The sequence below is a fragment of the Gluconacetobacter takamatsuzukensis genome, assembly GCF_014174275.1.
Lineage (GTDB): Bacteria > Pseudomonadota > Alphaproteobacteria > Acetobacterales > Acetobacteraceae > Gluconacetobacter > Gluconacetobacter takamatsuzukensis.
In genome coordinates this window covers 405114-422988 of sequence record NZ_JABEQK010000003.1, presented here as the reverse complement: position 1 = coordinate 422988, position 17875 = coordinate 405114, and the positions used below count along the sequence as shown (strand labels likewise).

16 protein-coding genes, 1 tRNA gene and 1 pseudogene are annotated in these 17875 nt (G+C 67.6%); 9 read left to right on the top strand and 9 right to left on the bottom strand.

The genetic code is table 11. The annotated features are described in order from the left end of the window. Nucleotides 1–215 (bottom strand): annotated as a pseudogene (locus HLH27_RS06355) (hypothetical protein); the annotation flags it as partial. Between the two features lie 126 nt (nucleotides 216–341). Beyond that, nucleotides 342–605, bottom strand: a complete 264-nt coding sequence (locus HLH27_RS06350) for a cell envelope biogenesis protein OmpA (RefSeq protein ID WP_182948745.1) — start codon at nucleotides 603–605, stop codon at nucleotides 342–344. Between the two features lie 404 nt (nucleotides 606–1009). On the opposite strand from HLH27_RS06350, the gene HLH27_RS06345 reads away from it, so the two are divergent. The 6 genes from HLH27_RS06345 to HLH27_RS06320 all read left to right on the top strand — a co-directional run bounded on the left by HLH27_RS06345 (nucleotide 1010) and on the right by HLH27_RS06320 (nucleotide 7245). After that, a complete protein-coding gene (locus HLH27_RS06345) occupies nucleotides 1010–2056 on the top strand; it encodes a rod shape-determining protein (protein ID WP_182948744.1) in 1047 nt (348 codons plus the stop codon). Between the two features lie 94 nt (nucleotides 2057–2150). Further along, nucleotides 2151–3056, top strand: coding sequence for a rod shape-determining protein MreC (gene mreC, locus HLH27_RS06340; RefSeq protein ID WP_182948743.1), 906 nt, complete (start codon nucleotides 2151–2153; stop codon nucleotides 3054–3056). A gap of 12 nt (nucleotides 3057–3068) precedes the next feature. Then, a complete protein-coding gene (locus HLH27_RS06335) occupies nucleotides 3069–3632 on the top strand; it encodes a hypothetical protein (protein ID WP_182948742.1) in 564 nt (187 codons plus the stop codon). 37 nt (nucleotides 3633–3669) lie between these two features. Further along, a complete protein-coding gene (gene mrdA, locus HLH27_RS06330; protein WP_182948741.1) occupies nucleotides 3670–5583 on the top strand; it encodes a penicillin-binding protein 2 in 1914 nt (637 codons plus the stop codon). 100 nt (nucleotides 5584–5683) lie between these two features. Further along, nucleotides 5684–6835: a rod shape-determining protein RodA gene (gene rodA / locus HLH27_RS06325; RefSeq protein ID WP_182948740.1), complete on the top strand. Its 1152-nt coding sequence runs from the start codon at nucleotides 5684–5686 to the stop codon at nucleotides 6833–6835. Then, nucleotides 6832–7245 (top strand): DUF3293 domain-containing protein, encoded by a 414-nt coding sequence (locus HLH27_RS06320; RefSeq protein ID WP_182948739.1) that lies wholly within the window; start codon nucleotides 6832–6834, stop codon nucleotides 7243–7245. Before rodA ends, HLH27_RS06320 begins: the two co-directional genes overlap by 4 nt. 161 nt (nucleotides 7246–7406) lie before the next feature. Here HLH27_RS06320 and glyS read toward each other — a convergent pair whose 3' ends face one another. Then, a complete protein-coding gene (gene glyS, locus HLH27_RS06315; protein ID WP_182948737.1) occupies nucleotides 7407–9467 on the bottom strand; it encodes a glycine--tRNA ligase subunit beta in 2061 nt (686 codons plus the stop codon). Between the two features lie 3 nt (nucleotides 9468–9470). After that, nucleotides 9471–10343, bottom strand: a complete 873-nt coding sequence (locus tag HLH27_RS06310) for a glycine--tRNA ligase subunit alpha (RefSeq protein ID WP_246375524.1) — start codon at nucleotides 10341–10343, stop codon at nucleotides 9471–9473. 183 nt (nucleotides 10344–10526) lie between these two features. On the opposite strand from HLH27_RS06310, the gene HLH27_RS06305 reads away from it, so the two are divergent. From HLH27_RS06305 to HLH27_RS06295, 3 genes are all read left to right on the top strand, one after another. Then, complete coding sequence (locus tag HLH27_RS06305) at nucleotides 10527–11270, top strand: DUF2076 domain-containing protein (protein WP_182948733.1); 744 nt, start codon at nucleotides 10527–10529, stop codon at nucleotides 11268–11270. A 315-nt stretch (nucleotides 11271–11585) separates the two neighbouring features. Then, nucleotides 11586–11945 carry a YidB family protein gene (locus HLH27_RS06300; RefSeq protein ID WP_182948731.1) on the top strand — a complete coding sequence of 120 codons (360 nt, stop codon included), beginning with the start codon at nucleotides 11586–11588 and terminating at the stop codon, nucleotides 11943–11945. A 59-nt stretch (nucleotides 11946–12004) separates the two neighbouring features. Further along, a complete protein-coding gene (locus tag HLH27_RS06295) occupies nucleotides 12005–12814 on the top strand; it encodes a transglutaminase domain-containing protein (RefSeq protein WP_182948729.1) in 810 nt (269 codons plus the stop codon). A gap of 93 nt (nucleotides 12815–12907) precedes the next feature. Here HLH27_RS06295 and HLH27_RS06290 read toward each other — a convergent pair. From HLH27_RS06290 to ssb, 5 genes are all read right to left on the bottom strand, one after another. Beyond that, nucleotides 12908–12983 (bottom strand) — tRNA-Lys (locus HLH27_RS06290). 89 nt (nucleotides 12984–13072) lie between these two features. Then, entirely contained in the window at nucleotides 13073–13558 is a 486-nt protein-coding gene (locus HLH27_RS06285; protein ID WP_182948728.1) for a peptidylprolyl isomerase, read from the bottom strand. A gap of 52 nt (nucleotides 13559–13610) precedes the next feature. Further along, nucleotides 13611–14120: a pantetheine-phosphate adenylyltransferase gene (gene coaD, locus HLH27_RS06280; protein ID WP_182948726.1), complete on the bottom strand. Its 510-nt coding sequence runs from the start codon at nucleotides 14118–14120 to the stop codon at nucleotides 13611–13613. Further along, nucleotides 14113–16920: a DNA gyrase subunit A gene (gene gyrA, locus HLH27_RS06275; RefSeq protein WP_182948724.1), complete on the bottom strand. Its 2808-nt coding sequence runs from the start codon at nucleotides 16918–16920 to the stop codon at nucleotides 14113–14115. The genes coaD and gyrA overlap by 8 nt, the downstream gene beginning before the upstream one ends. A 176-nt stretch (nucleotides 16921–17096) precedes the next feature. Next, nucleotides 17097–17666 carry a single-stranded DNA-binding protein gene (gene ssb / locus HLH27_RS06270; RefSeq protein WP_182948722.1) on the bottom strand — a complete coding sequence of 190 codons (570 nt, stop codon included), beginning with the start codon at nucleotides 17664–17666 and terminating at the stop codon, nucleotides 17097–17099. Nucleotides 17667–17875: the final 209 nt, after the last annotated feature.

Here is a 17875-nt window from a genome sequence, read left to right as displayed (position 1 = left end):
AGCGCGCCGATCGCGGCCCCCGGTCCGCCGCCGGCCCGCGCGCCGATCGCGGCGCCGCCGCCCGCGCCGATCAGGCCGCCGCCGAGGGCGCGCTGGCCGGGGTCGTACGGATTGCTGCAAGCTGCCAGCGACAGTGCCAGGGCGCCGAGCGTCAGGAATCCGGCCGTGCGGACGGGACGGCGGGTTGGAGGGGCGGGCGTGCGGGGAGGGCTCATGGAATTCTCGTGGTTTCAGGCCCGTTCGGGGCCATGGGTCTCGTATGATGCGCCGGGTCGCGCGCTTTCGCCACCGTCACCGAGGGGGACGAAAGCGTGCGAGCGCCGGCGGATCGGCAAGCGGGGTCAATATCCCCGCCTGGGCGGGTTGGGCGTGGTGGCGGCGCCCGTGGCAGCGCCGACCGCGCCGCCGCCGAGGGCGCCGATGAGGGCGCCGCTTCCGCCGCCGGCAAGACCGCCGATCGCGGCGCCGCCGCCGGCGCCGATCAGCGCGCCGGTTCCGGCGCGGGCACCGGGATCGTATGGATTGCCGCAGCCCGCCAGCGCCAGAAGTCCGGCGCCGACCAGGGCTGCCCGGGTGAAGAGAGAAGCATGGGGGCGGATCGTCATGATCGTCTTCCTTGTCGAAAGGGCGCGCTGTTCGCCAGCTGTGGGGTATCGTCTTCCGGTGCCGCGAGTTTCCATGCAGGTCATGTGCGTGGCAGGGCGTTCCGGTGGCGAAAAAAAGGCAGCCGGCTCTATTCGTTGTCGCCGGCCGGCCCCCGCCGGGCGGAATGGCGGCCTGACGGGAGATGGGGACGAGGCGCGCCTTTTTCATGGCCCCGGGAGGGTGACGAAGTGAAAAGCACGAATTAATGTGGCTGGGCCTTGCCCGAGTCCTGTAGCCCCGGTAAGCCCTCGGCCTGATCCGGCTGACTGGGACGCGTCGCGACGGGCTGCCGTTCGGCAGGTCGCGCGCCGCGATGTTCCGGATCATGTGCCGCCGTGTCGTGCTTGTTTGTCGGGAGTTCTGGATGTTTGCTCGTCTGCTGGGTCTATTGTCGGCCGATATGGCCATCGACCTCGGCACGGCCAATACCCTTGTCTATGTCAAGGGACGCGGTGTTGTCCTGAACGAACCCTCGGTTGTCGCCATCGCCGATGTGCGCGGCAAGAAGCAGGTCCTGGCGGTGGGCGAGGAAGCCAAGCAGATGGTCGGCCGGACGCCCGGCAACATCACGGCGATTCGTCCCCTGCGCGACGGCGTGATCGCCGATTTCGAGGTCGCGGAGGAAATGATCAAGCATTTCATCCGCAAGGTGCATAACCGGCGGATGTTCGCCAGCCCGCTGATCATCGTCTGTGTTCCCTCCGGCTCCACGGCCGTCGAGCGCCGGGCGATCCAGGAAAGTGCGGAGAGTGCGGGCGCGCGCAAGGTGTTCCTGATCGAGGAGCCGATGGCGGCCGCGATCGGCGCCGGGCTGCCGGTGACCGAGCCCTCGGGCAGCATGATCGTCGATATCGGTGGGGGCACCACCGAGGTCGCCGTGATTTCGCTGGGTGGCATCGTCTATGCCCGTTCGGCCCGCGTCGGCGGCGACAAGATGGATGAGGCCATCATCTCCTACATCCGGCGCAACCATAATCTGCTGATCGGCGAGAGCTCGGCCGAGCGCATCAAGATCGAGCTGGGGTCTGCCCTGCCGCCCGACGATCCGGATGACGATGGCGGCTGGCGCGAGGTCAAGGGACGCGACCTGATCAACGGCGTTCCGCGCGAAGTGGTGGTGTCGCAGGCGCAGATCGCCGAGAGCCTGGCCGAGCCCGTGAGCCAGATCGTCGACGCGGTGACGACGGCGCTGGAAAACACGCCGCCGGAGCTGTCGGCGGACATCGTGGACAAGGGCATTGTCCTGACCGGTGGCGGTGCGCTGCTCTATCGCCTCGACGATGTGCTGCGCCGGGCCACCGGCCTGCCTGTTACGGTCGGCGAGGATGCGCTGTCCTGCGTGGCGCTGGGGACTGGACGCGCCCTGGAAGAAATGAAACGCTTGAAGAATGTCCTGACCAGCATGTACTGACCACGGGCGGAACGCGGGGGGCCGAGGCGATGGACGTCCGGCAGAATGACGGGTGTGACTGGCGCGGGCGTGCGCGATGCCTGGCGAATCCGTCATGATTCCGCTGTCCATCACCTTGCGGCAGGCGCTGGAGCGGCTGGTTCTGCCGATTCTGATCGTCGCGGCGCTGGGGATCATCCTGCTGGGGCAGGCGGATCGCGGCCTGACCGAGCGGGTGCGCATGGGGCTGGCCGATATTCTGGCCCCCGCGTACGGGCTGGTCGTATGGCCGCAGGAGCAGGCGCGCGATCTGCTGGGACGCATGCGCGACATGGGCCGAATCGAGGCCGAGAACCAGCGTCTGCGGGCGGAAAATGCGAATCTGCGCCACTGGTACGACGTGGCGGCCGCGCTGGCGGACGAAAACGCGGCCCTGAAGGCCAATCTGCACTGGATGCCCGATCCTGCGCCGTCCTTCGTGACCGGGCGGGTCGTCCGCGATACCAGCGGCCTGTATGCGCGCAGCGTGCTGGTGGCGGCCAATGTCGATGCCGGCATCCATAAGGACGAGATCGTGCTGGACGGCTCGGGCCTGGTGGGACGCGTGACCGAGATCGGCAGCCGGTCGGTACGGGTCCTGCTGATCACGGATGCGTCGAGCCGCATACCGGTCAGACTGGAAGTCAGTCACGGGGCCGCTATAATGGCTGGTGATAATTCGGGCACGCCTCGCCTTATCTACTATCCCCAGGACAATCCCCCGATCGAGGGAGAGCGCGTCGTCACCAATGGCGAGATCGATACAATGCCTCCGGGCCTGCCTGTCGGGCAGATCCATTATGTTCGTCCAGGCCAGCCGGTCGTCATTCCCTTTGCGTCGCTGGGGCATCTCGATATCGTCCGGGTCTTCGATTATGGGCGCTCCGCTGTCGTCCCCCCCGATGCGCCGGGGCGGATTCCGGTGCGGCGGCCGGCCGATTCCCTTCCGCTCCCGTTTCCCTCCCCACTCGGCCGTGGATGAGAGTGTGCATGGATGACGCCCGACCAGGCCCCAGAGTTCCAACCGGGCATCCAGCCCCGGCCCAGCCTGTGGCGGCGGCTGGACATGCTGTCGCGTCGCGGGCTGCCCGCCGCGCTGACCGGCATGGCCGTCCTGCTGCTGTCCGCGCCGTTCGGCCTGCCCGGGCAGGCCGAATTGCTGCCGGGGGTGGTGCTGTCGTCCGTGTTCTTCTGGTCGGTGTTCCGGCCGGCCTCGATGTCGTCGCCCATCGTGTTCCTGCTGGGGATCCTGGTCGATCTGCTGGGGTTCGGGCCGCCGGGCGTGATGCTGCTGGTCGTGTTGCTTGTCCATGGGGTCGCGCTTTCAGGCCGATACGGGTTTTCGCGCGCGCACATCCTGGTGTTGTGGATCGTCTTCGGGGGTCTGTCGCTGGCGGCGACGGCGCTGCAATGGGGGTTGATTTCCGCGCTGTCGCTGCATCTGGTGCCGACGGTGGCCTTTGCGTTCCAATGGGTGCTCGGGGTGGGGGTGTTTCCGCTTCTGTGCGTCGTCTTCAGCACCCTGGGGCGTTCGATCGCCAACCCGGACCGGGCCTGATGGCGGTTTCCGATTTCGTCCCGGCCTGGATGGATTGATGATCGGGCGTCGCAAAACCTTGCAGCGCCTGATGTCGCGGCCCGATGCCGACACGCCGTCGCGTGGGGTCTTTACCCGGCGCGCCCTGGTGGTGCTGGGGGCCCAGATGGCGGCGTTCGGGCTGCTGGGGCATCGGCTGTACGGATTGCAGGTGCTGGAGGGCGACCATTTCGCCCGCATGGCCGAGAATAATCGTGTCAGCCGGCGCCTGATCGCCCCGCCGCGCGGGCGCGTGGTCGACCGGTTCGGGATCGCCGTGGCCTCGAACAAGGTCAACTGGCGCGCCCTGCTGCTGCCTGAGGAGACCAGCGACATACCGGGGACGCTGGACCGTTTTTCCGCCCTCGTGCCCATCGAGGCCCGGGACCGGGCGCGCATCGAGCGCGAGATCCGGCACAAGCGGCGTTTCATTCCGGTCATGCTGCATGATTTCCTGTCCTGGGACGACATGGCGCGGATCGAGCTCAACGCGCCGTCGCTGCCGGGCGTGCTGATCGATGTCGGTACCACGCGGAACTATCCGTTCGGGCCGCTGATGGCGCATGTGGTGGGCTATGTCGCGCCGCCGGGCGACAAGGACGTGGCGCAGGACCAGACGCTGGCGCTGCCCGGGATGCGGGTGGGGCGCGCGGGCATCGAGCAGACGCAGGACGGGCTGCTGCGCGGGCAGGTCGGTGCGGTCGAGGTCGAGGTCAACGCGGTCGGCCGCCTGATGTCCGAACTGTCGCGGGACGAGGGGCAGCCGGGCGACGAGATTACCCTGACCATCGATTCGGGGTTGCAGCAGGCGGTGCTGGGGCGGATCGCCGACCAGTCGGCCAGCGCGGTGGTGATGGATTGCCGCAATGGCGAGGTGCTGGCCATGGTCAGCAACCCCTCTTTCGACCCGTCGCTGTTCGACAGCGGGGTCAGTCAGGCGCAGTGGCAGGAATGGGCCACCGATCCGCGCACGCCCCTGATCAACAAGGCGGTGGCCGGTGTCTATCCGCCGGGCTCGACCTTCAAGCCCGCGGTGGCGATGGCGGCGCTGAAGACCGGTACCCTGTCGCCGACCGACCGGATCTTCTGCCCCGGCTACCTGGATGTGGGCGGGACGCGGTTCCATTGCTGGTCGCGCTATGGCCATGGCTCGCTGACCCTCAAGGAGGGGCTGAAATTCTCCTGCGACGTGTTCTTCTATGAGGTGGCGCGGCGGACCGGGATGGATGCCATCGCTGCCGCGTCCCACAGTTTCGGGCTGGGCACGAACCTGGATATCGAGCTGCCGCATACGCGCACGGGCCTGATCCCGACGCCGGAATGGCGGCGGGCGCATGGCCAGCACTGGAATGGCGGCGACACGATCGTCAGCGGCATCGGCCAGGGATTCGTGCAGGTGACGCCGCTGCAGCTTGCGACCTATGTCTCGCGGATCGCCAGCGGGCGGGCGGTGCAGCCGCATCTGGTGCGGGCGGTCTCCGGCCGGATGACCGACGGTACCGATAGCGGCCACTGGCCGGCGCTGGATATGCCGGAGCCGTTCCTGACCCAGTTGCGGGCCGGGATGTATGCCGTGGTCAATGAGGAGCACGGCACCGCGCCCAAGGCGCGCCTGGATATTCCGGGGGTGCAGATGGCCGGCAAGACCGGTTCGGCCCAGGTGCGGCATGTCTCGCGCGCGCTGCGCGAGAGTGGGCACTTCGATTCGTCGTCGCTGCCGTGGGAATATCGGCCCCATGCGCTGTTCATCTGTTTCGCGCCCTATGACGCGCCGCGCTATGCGGCGGCCATTGTGGTGGAGCATGGCAATGCGGGTGCGGCGGTTGCTGCCCCGCTGGCGCGCGATATCATGACCGACACGCTGACCCGCGACCCGGCGAACCGCAAGGAGCCGCCGGGCCAGGTGGTGGCGGAGGTCGAGGACTTCCAATAGCCGCCTCCACGAGGCCTCTGCTCTGGACATGGGTGGGCGGGGCGCGCATGTGTGGCCGCCGCTCGTGCGGGGTCGCGGGCGATGACGCGGGACCGAGAGCATGAATTTCCAGAAACGCCTTCTGCGCGCCGAGCCCAATTTCCGGATCCTGGCCAAGCTGTGGCAGGTCAACTGGCTGTATGTGCTGCTGATCTGTGCGCTGGCCATGGTGGGGTATGGTGCGCTTTATTCCGCCGCCGGCGGGTCGTCGCGCCCGTTCGCGGGGCCGCAGACGATCCGCTTTGCCGTCGGCCTGGTGATGATGGTCTGCGTGGCGCTGATGAGTCCGCGCCTGCTGACGCGGCTGGCCTGGCCGCTCTATGGCCTTTCGCTGGTGCTGCTGGTTGCCGTGCTGCGCATGGGGCATGTCGGCAAGGGGGCGGAGCGGTGGCTGATCGTCGGCGGCGTGCAGATCCAGCCGTCCGAACTGGCCAAGATTGCGCTGGTACTGGTGCTGGCGACCTGGTTTCATCGTGTCAGTTACCGGCGCATGGTCAATCCGCTCTATCTGCTGCCGCCGGCCGCCATGGTGCTGCTGCCGGTGGGGCTGGTGCTGAAGGAGCCCAATCTGGGCACTGCCGTCATCATCGGCGTGGTGGGGGCGACGATCTTCTTCGGTGCCGGGATGCGGCTGTGGCAGATCGCGCTGCTGCTGGTGCCGCTGCCTTTTCTGGGCAAGATCGCCTACAGCCACCTGCATGACTACCAGAAGGCGCGCATCACCACCTTCCTGAACCCCGAGAGCGATCCGCTGGGGGCGGGGTACAATATCATCCAGTCCAAGATCGCGCTCGGGTCGGGCGGCATGTGGGGGCAGGGCTACCTGCACGGCACGCAGGGGCAGTTGAACTTCCTGCCGGAAAAGCAGACCGACTTCATCTTCACCATGATCGCCGAGGAATGGGGCTATGTCGGCGGGATTGCGGTGATCGGGTTGCTGATGCTGATGGTGATCGGCGGCATGCTGATCGCCATGCGCAGCCGCAACCAGTTCGGGCGGTTGTTGGGATTGGGGATCGCGACCAATTTCTTCCTGTATTGCGCGGTCAACCTGTCGATGGTGATGGGGACGATCCCGGTGGGCGGCGTGCCGTTGCCGCTGATTTCCTATGGTGGCTCCGCCATGTTGACGGTGATGTTCGGCTTTGGGCTGCTGATGTCCGCCTGGGTGCATCGCAACGACCATTTCGGCGAGGCCGGGGACCGGGCGTGACCGGTCTGCGGCCGGTCGATGCCGCGACCGCGCTTGCCTATCGCCGCAGCCTGTATCGCGCGGGCGGGATTTCGGTACGGGTCGGGCAGCGTCCGGTGCCGGATGGTCCGGGCGTGCCTGGATGGTGGCGGCGTGGGGACGTGGTGTTTGTCAGTGCCGCCAATCCCGGCGGGCGGCGCCGGCCGGATGGCTGGAACCGGCGGCGGATGCGGGCATTGGCCGGTTGCCTCGCAGGGTGCGAGAGGCATGAGGGCGAGGGCCGGCTGGGGCAGTGGGCCGAGCCATTGCTGGCCGTGCGCATGCCGCTGGCGCGTGGGCGGGTGATTGCGCGGCGCTTTGGGCAGAATGCTGTTCTGCTGGTGCGGGGTGGGGGCTTGGCGCGACTGGTATTTTTGGGTGGATGGGGGTGAAGATCTTCTTTTTCTGAAGAAAAAGAAGCAAAAAGACTTTTATTCGTTTGGCCGCGTACTTGCGGGCAAAAATCTCTTCAACAGATCAAAAGTTTTTTGGTTCTTTTTTCAAAAAAGAACAGGAAACCCCCACCCGGCGACACGCCCGGGTGGGGAAGCATTCAGCCCTCGATCTGGCTGAAATCCGCGATCAGCACGGTCATACGCCGCAGTTCGGCCAGCAGGCGCAGCCGGTTGAGGCGCAGTTCGGCGCGGTCGGCGTTGACTGTCACCGCTTCGAAGAACCGGTCCAGCACCGGCCGCAGGCGCGCGGCCTCGCGCATGGCGTCGGTGTAGCGTTCACTGGCGATCGCGGCCTCGACGGCGGGAATGACGTCCAGCAGCATGTCGGCCAGGTCGCGTTCCTCGGGCTGTTCGTACAGCGTCGGGTCCGGGGTGCCGTCATGCGGGCCGTCCTTGCGGTCTTCGATCCGCAGAATATTGGCGGCGCGCTTTGTGGCTGCCAGCAGGTTCTGCCCGTCATCGGTGGCCAGCATGGCGGCCAGCGCGTCGGTGCGGGCCAGCAGGCGGGTGATGTCGCTGTCCTCGTTGCCGCTGGAAATCGCGGCCAGGATATCGTGGCGGGCGCCCTCGGCGCGCAGTTGCACGCGCAGCCGCTCGGCCACGAAGGCGGGCAGTAGGGCCAGGTCGGGCGCGTCGCGCAGGGATTCGGGCAGGGCTTCGGAGGCCAGCACGAACAGCCGGACCAGATCCAGCCGCAGCGCGTTCTCGCGGATGATGCGGATGATGCCCAGGGCGGCGCGGCGCAGCGCGTAGGGGTCGCCCGAGCCGCCGGGCTTCTCGCCCGCCGCGAAGAAGGCGGTCAGGCTGTCGATCTTGTCGGCCAGTGCGACCGCGATCGAGACCGGCGCCGTCGGCACGCCGTCATTCTGGCCGCGCGGCATGTAATGCTCGGCAATGGCGGTGGCGACGCCGGCGGGCTCGCCGTCATGCCGGGCGTAGTACGATCCCATCACGCCCTGAAGTTCGGGGAACTCGCCCACCATGCCGGTGGTCAGGTCGGCCTTGGCCAGCAGGGCGGCGCGTTCGGCCTCGGGGGCCGGGGCGCCGACCATCGGCGCCAGCAGGCCGGCAAGGCGGACGATGCGCTGCACGCGCGCGCCCTGGCTGCCGAGGGCGGCGTGGAAGACGATGGCGTCCAGCGCCGCGACCCGGCTGGCCAGGGGGCGGGCGCGGTCCAGGTCCCAGAAATGGCGGGCATCGGCGAAGCGCGCGCGCAGCACGCGTTCGTTGCCCGCGATGGTCAGCGCGCCGCCGTCGGTGGGTTGCAGGTTGGCCACGAAGGCGAAACGGGGCGCGGCCGAGCCGTCGTCGCGGACCAGGGCGAAATAGCGCTGGTTGACGCGCATCGACACCTGCATGACCTCGGGCGGGAGGTCCATGAAGGTTTCGTCGATCCGGCCCAGGAACGGCACCGGCCATTCGGTCAGGCCCGCGACCTCGTCCACCAGGCCGGGATCGGCCACGATGCGCAGCCCTTCCTCGGCGGCGAGGCGGGCGGTGCCCTGCTCGATCAACGCGCGCCGCTCGGCCGCATCGACCAGGACCTGGCGGGCGCGCAGGCCCTCGCGCCAGTCGGCGGCACCGGTTACGGCGAAGGCGCCGGGCGCGGTGAAACGGTGGCCCTCGGTCAGCCGGTCGGCGCGCAGGCCGTGGCCGTCATCCTCGCCGTCGGCCAGGGCAATGTCGACGACCTGGCCATCCAGCAGGCACAGGATGCGGCGAAGCGGACGGACCCAGGTGAAGGCGCTGCCGTCGCCCCAGCGCATGGATTTGGGCCAGGGGAAGCGCCGCAGCAGCGGCGGCAGGGTCTCGGCGATGCGGGTTGCGGCCTCGACGGGCGGGACGGTGCGGTTCAGCACCCAGAAGCCGTTTTCCAGCACCAGGTCGTCCTGGGTGACGCCGTGCTTGCGGGTGAATCCGGCCAGCGCCTTCTCGGGCGCGCCGTCGCGGGGGCCGCGCTCGGCGATGGTGGTGCCGGGTACGGTGGCGTCCAGCGTCAGGGCCAGGGCGATGCGGCGGGGGCCGGCGAAGGCGGTGGCGTCGCGCGGGTTGAGGGGCGCCAGGGCCTCGGTCACCAGCCGCAGCAGGTCGTCGGCGCCGCGGGCCTGCATGCGCGCGGGGATTTCCTCGGAGAACAGTTCGAGCAGAAATTCGGGCATGACTTATTCCTCGCCCGCCAGCCATGCGTCGCAGCAGCGTCGGGCCAGGGTCCGCACGCGGCCGATATAGGATGCGCGCTCGCTGACGCTGATCACGCCGCGCGCGTCCAGCAGGTTGAACAGGTGGCTGGCCTTCAGGCACTGGTCGTAGGCGGGCTGGGCGATGCCGGCATCGGCCAGGGCGGTGGCCTCGCGCTCGGCGTCGATGAAATGGCGATGCAGCATTTCGGTATCGGCCAGCTCGAAATTATGGCGCGAATAATCCCGCTCGGCGCGCAGGAAGACGTCGCCATAGGTCAGGCCCTGGCCATTGAAATCGAGGTCGTAGACGTTTTCGACCCCCTGGACGTACATCGCCAGCCGCTCCAGCCCGTAGGTCAGTTCGGTGGAGGGGAGCACCGTGGGAATGCCGCCGACCTGCTGGAAATAGGTGAACTGCGTCACCTCCATGCCGTCGCACCAGACTTCCCAGCCCAGTCCCCATGCGCCGATCGTGGGGTTTTCCCAATCGTCCTCGACGAAGCGGATATCGTGTTCCAGCGGGTCGATGCCGATGGCGCGGTAGCTGTCGAGAAGGAGCTTCTGGCTTTCCTCGGGCGTCGGCTTCAGCAGCACCTGGTACTGGTAGTAATGTTGCAGCCGGTTCGGGTTTTCGCCGTACCGTCCGTCGGAGGGGCGGCGGCAGGGCTGGACGTAGGCGGCTTTCCACGGGCGCTTGCCCAGGGCGCGCAGGGTGGTGTGCGGCGAGAGCGTGCCGGCCCCGACCTCGGTATCGTAGGGCTGCAGGATGGCGCAACCTTGCGCGGACCAGAACCGGTGCAGTGTCAGGATCAGGTCCTGGAAGGAAAGGGGGCGAGGCGCGGAGGCCGGGACCATGGACGGGATGCTCCGGGTAAGCGATGGAAAACGCATGCCATCCGGCACGCACAGGGGCCGCACCATACAGGCATGAGGCGCGGATCGAAAGGCGGTGCGTGGCGGGACGGGGCGGGGTTGCGAAATCCATGCACGCGGGCCACATCTAGGGTCGGCACTCTTGTCGGAGACAGGACGGAAACGATGAATACCGAAGAACGCGACCTGATTACGAAGTTCGTCGCCCGTGTGGGGGGCGCACCGCAGGGGGGCTTCGGCAGTGTACCTGCGACCACGCCCAACCTGCCGCCGATCGACCCGGAGGCCGACCAGTATATCGGCCAGATGTTCCAGCAATATCCCGAGGCCCGCTACCGCGTCACCCAGATGGCGGTGGTGCAGGAAGCGGCGCTGGTGGCGGCGCAGAATCGGATCCAGCAGCTGCAATGGCAGCTTCAGCAGGCGCAGCAGGCCCTTCAGGCGCAGCAGCAGCAGCGCCCCGCCGGGGGCGGCGGCCTGTTCGGCGGGCTGTTCGGTGGCGGGCAGCGCGCGCAGGGGGCGCCTCCGCCGGGTTGGGGGCAGCAGGCGGCCCCGCCGCCGCCCCAGCCGCAGCAGGCCTATCCGATGGGCATGCAGCCGGGGATGTTTCCGGCGCGCGGCAGCGGCTTCCTGGGCTCGGCCCTGACCACGGCGGCGGGGGTCGCCGGCGGGATGATGGTGGGGAATGCGCTGACCGACCTGTTCAGCGGCCATCATGACGGAGGGGGCTTCGGTGGGGGCGGCATGGGTGGCGAGACGGTCATCAACAACAATTACGGGGCGGCGCCGGGGGGCGATCCGTTCGGGGGCTCGGGCACCGATGTCGATCCGGGCTTCGATGCCGGGGGCGGCGGCGATGGCGGCTTCGGCGGTGGCGATTGGGGTGGCGGCGGCGACGACAATTTCTGAGCCGCGCCAGCTTGGGCGATGAGGGAAAGGCGGCCGTAATGGCCGCCTTTTTCATGTCCGCGCCGGGGAAGCGGCTGTGGGCTCACATTGCCGAGAGGTCTATTGATATAGAATCTGAAATAGTGTTATTCAGAAAACGGCCACTAAGGCCATTTCCTCTGTGTCGTCTCATCCGCGGGAAACCGGGGCCGCAAGGCTCCGGTTTTTCCGTTTTCGGATCGGGTTTCGTCCTCAATCGTTCGGGAGGACGAAACGATACGCGGTGGGGAGCGTAAGGAAGGGCAGGCCACAACGTTTCGAGAATGGAGAGGCAACATGTCCATTACCGACTCCGCAACGACGCTTGGCGATTTCCTGACCGGTGCCCGGTACGATCATTCGGGCCTGGTGACTGCGATCCACGAATATCTGGACGGCGTGAAGCGCGAATACGGGCTGAACGGCTTTGCCGAGCGCGCGGCCGCCGCGGGCTATGGCGATATCGTCGCGCGCTGGAAGGCCGACGACAAGATGGGCCCCATGACCGAGGAAATGCTGCGCACCCTGATCGCGCAGCGGGACCTGGAGCATTTTGCCGAACAGACCGGGCTTTCGGTGCCGGCGGTGGTCACGATCCTGGCGAGACAGTTGCCGATCGTGATCTACAAGCGGGCGCATGCGGTCGAGCCGCACTGACTTGACTTCGTGAACCGGTACGGGCGGGGTGGAGACGACGACCAGGAAGGGAAAACGGCGTGCTGATTCGTGCCGGTTACGACATTGCCCTGACGGTTCAGGCTCCAACGCCCATGGTACTGATGCTCGAGGTCCATCCGGATCGTGAGCCGGACCTGATGACGCCCCAGACCCCGGTCTTCGACCCGCCCGTGCCGACGCAGCGCTACCTGGACGGGTACGGCAACCGCTGTACCCGCGTGGTGGCGCCCGTCGGCACGCTGCGGACCAGCCTGTCCTTCGTGATTGCCGATAGCGGCCTGCCGGACCGGTGGATGCCCGGCGCGCGCGAGGTGCCGGTGGCGGACCTGCCGGCGGATTGCCTGCTGTTCCTGATGGGCAGCCGATATTGCGAGACCGATCTTCTGTCGTCCTTCGCCTGGTCGATGTTCGGCCATCTGGCGCCGGGGTGGGGCCGGGTGCAGGCTATCGTCTCGTTCGTGCACCAGCATATCCGGTTCGACTACCAGCAGGCGCGCCCGACCCGTACGGCCTATGAGGCCTATCAGGAAGGGGTGGGCGTGTGCCGCGACTATGCGCACCTGGCGGTGACGCTGTGCCGCTGCATGAATATCCCCGCGCGCTACTGCACCGGCTATCTGGGCGATATCGGGATTCCGCCGGTCGATTATCCGATGGATTTTTCGGCATGGTTCGAGGTCTGGCTGGAAGGCCAGTGGTTCACCTTCGATGCGCGGCACAACATGCCCCGGATCGGGCGGATCGTGATGGCCCGGGGGCGGGATGCGACGGACGTTGCCCTGACGACCACGTTCGGCCCGGCGGTTCTGTCCAACTTTTTTGTGACGACCTATGAGGAGATCGGCTGAGAGGCTGGTCGCCCCTGTTCTTTCCTGAAGGAAAGAATCGAAAAAATCCTGATATGTTCAGGGTTTTTTCTTTGGAAAAATTGGGAAGAAAATTGGTGAGCCGGGTGGGACTCGAACCCACGACCATTCGATTAAAAGTCGAATGCTCTACCGACTGAGCTACCGGCTCACCGGGACCGCGTAGCGGTGCGGCCCCGGGTACCGGCTTCGGCCGGTCAAGTCAACCGTCAAAGGCGGTGACGAGACGCGGTTTGTCGGTCAGGCCGCGACCGGACGCATGGAAATGATGCGGTCGGGGTCCTGCACCACGCCGCTCTGGCCCGCGCCGCGCTTGATCTGGTCGATATGTTCCATGCCTTCGACCACCTGGCCGACGATGGTGTACTGGCCGTCGAGATGCGGCGAGGGCTCGAACATGATGAAGAACTGGCTGTTCGCGCTGTCGGGATTCATGGTGCGGGCCATGCCGACGGTCCCGCGTTCGAACTTCGCCGCGCGGGTGAATTCGGCCTTCAGGTCGGGTAGGTGGCTGCCGCTGGTGCCGGTGCCCGTCGGGTCGCCGCCCTGGGCCATGAAGCCGTGGATGACGCGGTGGAAGGGGGTGTTGTCGTAGAACCCTTCGGTGGCCAGCGTGCGAATCCGCTCGGCGGCCAGCGGCGCCAGGTCGGGGCGCAGCTGGATGATCACATGGCCGGTCTTCAGTTCCACGTCGATCAGGTCGGCCTTTGGTGCGGTATCAGACATCGTTCGTATTCCAGTTTGCTTGCGTGGCGCGCGGCGAGCCGCGCGGCCGGCGTTATCCCCCCAGCCGCGCCAGGATGCGCCGGCGGGTGAAGGGGGGAACGAAGCTGGTGATGTCGCCGCCCAGGCGTGCGACCTCCTTCACCAGCCGCGAAGAGATATATTGGCTGCGTTCGGTCGCCATCAGGAACACCGTCTCGATATCCGGGGCCAGATGGTGGTTCATGCCGAACATCTGGACCTCGTAATCGAAATCGGTGACGACCCGCAGCCCGCGTACGATCACGGTGGCGCCGTGGCTACGGGCTTCCTCGACCAGCAGGTTGCCGAACCCGATGACCGAGATCTGGCTCCCGGTCCGTTCCGCGATGGACCGGGTTTCCTCGACGACACAAATGATGCGTTCGTCCAGCGGCATCAATGGCTGCTTGCCGGAATTTTCCGCCACGCCGATGATCAGCCGGTCCACCAGCCGCGCCGCGCGTTCGACGATATCCAGGTGACCGGTGGTCACCGGGTCGAACGTGCCGGGGTAGAAGCCCGTGCGCGGCCCGGTATCAGGCATCGGGGGTCTCCTCGGGGGCGGTGCCTTCTTCCGTCGCCTCGCCTTCGTCGTCGGCATCGTCGTCCATCACGGGGAAGACGCTGATGACGTGCTCGGTGGCGTCCAGCCGGAACAGGGTGACGCCGCTGGCCTGCCGCGACATGACCCGGATCTGGTCGACCGGCACGCGGATCAGCCGCCCGGCGTCGGTGACCAGCATCACGTCCGTGCCGCCGATGACCGGCAGGGTGGCCACGACCTCGGTCCCGCGCTTGCCGGAGGTGAAGGTCATGTTGGAGATGCCCTGGCCGCCACGGCCAGTCACGCGGTAATCGTAGGCCGACGACCGGCGGCCGAAGCCCGCGTCGCTGACGATCAGCAGGATTTCCTCGGCCAGCTCCAGCTCCGCGAACCGTTCCGGATCGATGACCGAATCGGCGGGCAGGGCTTCTTCGTCCGACGTGTCGGCAGGCGCTTCGGCCGCGACCTCCTCGGCCTCCTCGCCGCCCTGGCTGGCCGCGAGTTCCGCCCGGCGGCGGGCATTGGCCATGCGCAGGTAGGATGCGCGTTCCTCGACCGCTGCCTCGACATGGTTGAGGACGCACAGGCTGTTGACCTGGTCGCCTTCACCCAGGCGGATGCCGCGCACGCCCGAACTGTCGCGCCCGGCGAAGACGCGCAGCGTGTCGTCGGTGATCTGGAAGCGGATGCAGCGGGCGTTGCGGGTGGCCAGGAACACGTCCTGCCCCTCGCGGCAGGTCGCGACGCCGATCAGCCGGTCGCCCTCGTCCAGCTTCATCGCGATCAGGCCCGAGGCGCGGATATTGCGGAAATCGCTCAGCCGGTTGCGGCGCACGGTGCCGGACGCGGTGGCGAAGACCAGGTGCAGGTTCTCCCACAGCGTCTCGTCCTGCGGCAGGGGCAGGACGGCGGTGATCGAATCGCCGCCCAGGTCGGGCAGGAGATTGACCAGTGCCCGGCCCTTGGCGGTCGGGCTGGCCTCGGGCAGGCGCCAGACCTTCTCGCGATAGGCCTTGCCGCCCGACGAGAAGAACAGCACCCATTGGTGCGTATGGGCGTTGAACGAACGCACCACGATGTCGTCGCCCCGGCGGCCGGCGGCGGTGCGGCCGCGCCCGCCGCGATTCTGGGCGCGGAAGATTTCCAGCGGCGTGCGCTTGATGAAGCCCTCGCGCGTGATCGTCACCACCATCTGGCCGGGTTCGATCAGGCTTTCGTCCGTCTGGTCGCCGGCATAGTCGGCGATTTCGGTCATGCGGGGGCTGGCCAGTTCGGCGCGGATCGCCACCAGTTCCTCGCGCATCACCTCCATGCGGCGGGGGCGGCTGGCGATGATGGCCAGAAGCTCGTTGATCTTGTCCGCGACCTCGGACAGTTCCTGCTGGATCTTCTCGCGCTCCAGGCCGGTCAGGCGCTGGAGGCGGAGCTCCAGGATGCCGCGGGCCTGGGCCTCGGTCAGGTGGACCTTGCCGTCGCGGATGACGTTGCCTTCGTCCAGGATCAGGGCCAGCAGCGGCTCGACCTCCGCCGCGTCCCACGGCGTGGTCATCAGCGCCTCGCGGGCGCTGGCGGCGTCGGGGGCGGCGCGGATCAGCGCGATCACGGCGTCGATGTTCGCGACCGCGATCACGAGGCCGACCAGCAGGTGGGCGCGGTCGCGCGCCTTCATCAGGTCGTAGCGCGCGCGGCGCAGGATGACTTCCTCGCGGAAGGCGATGAAGGCTTCCAGCACGTATTTCAGCCCCATCAGGCGGGGCTGGCCGTTATCGAGCGCCAGCATGTTGACGCCGAACGAGGTCTGGAGCTGCGTGAAGCGATAGAGCTGGTTCAGCACCACTTCCGGCGTGGCGTCGCGCTTGACCTCGATGACGATGCGCATGCCCGACCGGTCGCTTTCGTCGCGGATGTCGGAAATGCCCTCGATCTGCTTGGCGCGCACCAGGTCGGCAATGCGCTCCTGCAAGGTCGATTTGTTCACCTGGTACGGGATCTCGGTGATGATGATCGCGTGGCGGTCGCGATGCAGGTCCTCGATCTCGGCGCGGGCGCGGATGATGACGGAGCCGCGCCCGGTCTCGAACGCGCTGCGGATGCCCGCGCGGCCCAGGATGATGCCGCCGGTCGGGAAATCGGGGCCCGGCACGATCTTCATCAGCTCTTCGAGCGTCAGATCCGGCTGGGCGATCAGCGCCAGCGTGGCATCGATGATCTCGCCCGGATTGTGGGTCGGGATGTTGGTCGCCATGCCGACCGCGATGCCCGAGGCGCCGTTGATCAGCAGGTTGGGGAAGGCGGCGGGCAGGATCTTCGGTTCCTGCTCGCTTTCGTCGTAGTTCGGCTGGAAATCGACGGTGTCGCGGTCGATATCGTCCAGCAGGAAGGACGAGGCCTTGGCGAGGCGCGCTTCGGTATAGCGCATCGCGGCCGGGGAATCGCCGTCGACCGAGCCGAAATTGCCCTGGCCGTCGATCAGCTTGACCCGCATCGACCAGGATTGCGCCATGCGCACCATGGCGTCGTAGATCGAGGAATCGCCGTGGGGGTGGTATTTACCCATCACGTCGCCGACCGCGCGGGCCGATTTGCGATAGGGCTTGTCGTGCGTGAACCCGCTTTCGCGCATCGAATAGAGGATGCGCCGGTGCACCGGCTTCAGCCCGTCCCGCACGTCAGGCAGGGCACGGCTGACGATGACCGACATCGCATAGGCGAGGTAGGAGGAACGCATTTCCTCCTCGACGGTTACCGGAACGATGTCGGAAGGGGCCGGCGGCTGCGGCGGGTCGGGAATCTCGGTCAAGGCATATCCGTCATGTCAGAGCCATCTCTCTCGCGCCGGGCGCGCCGAATGGCGGGAACTGGTCCGGGTCCGGCGCCGGTGGATGCGTCCACCCTAGCATGGAGTGCCGGTCGGGGAAAAACCGCGCCCCGGCGGCGGAGCCCGGCAGGGGGCCCGGGCCGGGGAAGGGGCCCGTCTCAGAACGGAATTTCGTCGTCCAGGTCGCTGCCGCCGCCATGCGGGGCATCCCACCCGCCACCGCCGCCGGCCGGTGCGCTGGGGGCGCCGTGGCTGCCAGCCGCGCCGCCGCGCCCGCCGCCGATCTGGCGGGGGGCGGAGGGGGCCGAATATCCGCCGCCGCCGTAGCCACCGCCGCCATAGCCGCCGCCGGCGTCATCGCCGGACTCGCCGCCGCGATTGCTGTCGAGCAGCACCAGGTCGCCGCGGAAACGGTCCACCACCACTTCGGTCGTGTAGCGTTCCTGCCCCGACTGGTCGGTCCATTTGCGGGTCTGCAGCGAGCCTTCCAGGTAGACCTTGCGGCCCTTGCGCAGGAAGCGCTCGGCCACGTCGGCAATGCGCTCGTTGAAGATCACGACGCGATGCCACTCGGTCTTCTCGCGCCGTTCGCCCGATGCCTTGTCGTTCCAGGTGTCGCTGGTGGCCAGCGTCAGCGACACGATCTTGGCGCCGTTCTGGCTGTTCCTGACTTCGGGGTCCTTCCCCAGATTGCCCACGAGGATGACCTTGTTGACGCTACCCGCCATAGTGCTGCCCTGCCGCTGTCCGGTCCGGGGCCGCGCGTTCGGGCGCCGCCCCATCAAAAAAACCGTCCTCCCGGACCGGTGCGGTTGGGGGACGGGACTCAGCCGCGATCCTAACCCAGATGGCCGGCGGATGATACCGGCATGTAGGGCGCCCGTGCGGGCGGCGGTGTCGCGGCGCGGGATTTTCCGGCGGGCGGATCTTGGCGGCG

Coding starts and splice junctions, on each gene's coding strand:
- HLH27_RS06350 (WP_182948745.1), bottom strand. CDS start 605: ATGACGATCCGCCCCCATGCTTCTCTCTTCACCCGGGCAGCCCTGGTC.
- HLH27_RS06345 (WP_182948744.1), top strand. CDS start 1,010: ATGTTTGCTCGTCTGCTGGGTCTATTGTCGGCCGATATGGCCATCGAC.
- mreC (WP_182948743.1), top strand. CDS start 2,151: ATGATTCCGCTGTCCATCACCTTGCGGCAGGCGCTGGAGCGGCTGGTT.
- HLH27_RS06335 (WP_182948742.1), top strand. CDS start 3,069: ATGACGCCCGACCAGGCCCCAGAGTTCCAACCGGGCATCCAGCCCCGG.
- mrdA (WP_182948741.1), top strand. CDS start 3,670: ATGATCGGGCGTCGCAAAACCTTGCAGCGCCTGATGTCGCGGCCCGAT.
- rodA (WP_182948740.1), top strand. CDS start 5,684: ATGAATTTCCAGAAACGCCTTCTGCGCGCCGAGCCCAATTTCCGGATC.
- glyS (WP_182948737.1), bottom strand. CDS start 9,467: ATGCCCGAATTTCTGCTCGAACTGTTCTCCGAGGAAATCCCCGCGCGC.
- HLH27_RS06310 (WP_246375524.1), bottom strand. CDS start 10,343: ATGGTCCCGGCCTCCGCGCCTCGCCCCCTTTCCTTCCAGGACCTGATC.
- HLH27_RS06305 (WP_182948733.1), top strand. CDS start 10,527: ATGAATACCGAAGAACGCGACCTGATTACGAAGTTCGTCGCCCGTGTG.
- HLH27_RS06300 (WP_182948731.1), top strand. CDS start 11,586: ATGTCCATTACCGACTCCGCAACGACGCTTGGCGATTTCCTGACCGGT.
- HLH27_RS06285 (WP_182948728.1), bottom strand. CDS start 13,558: ATGTCTGATACCGCACCAAAGGCCGACCTGATCGACGTGGAACTGAAG.
- coaD (WP_182948726.1), bottom strand. CDS start 14,120: ATGCCTGATACCGGGCCGCGCACGGGCTTCTACCCCGGCACGTTCGAC.
- ssb (WP_182948722.1), bottom strand. CDS start 17,666: ATGGCGGGTAGCGTCAACAAGGTCATCCTCGTGGGCAATCTGGGGAAG.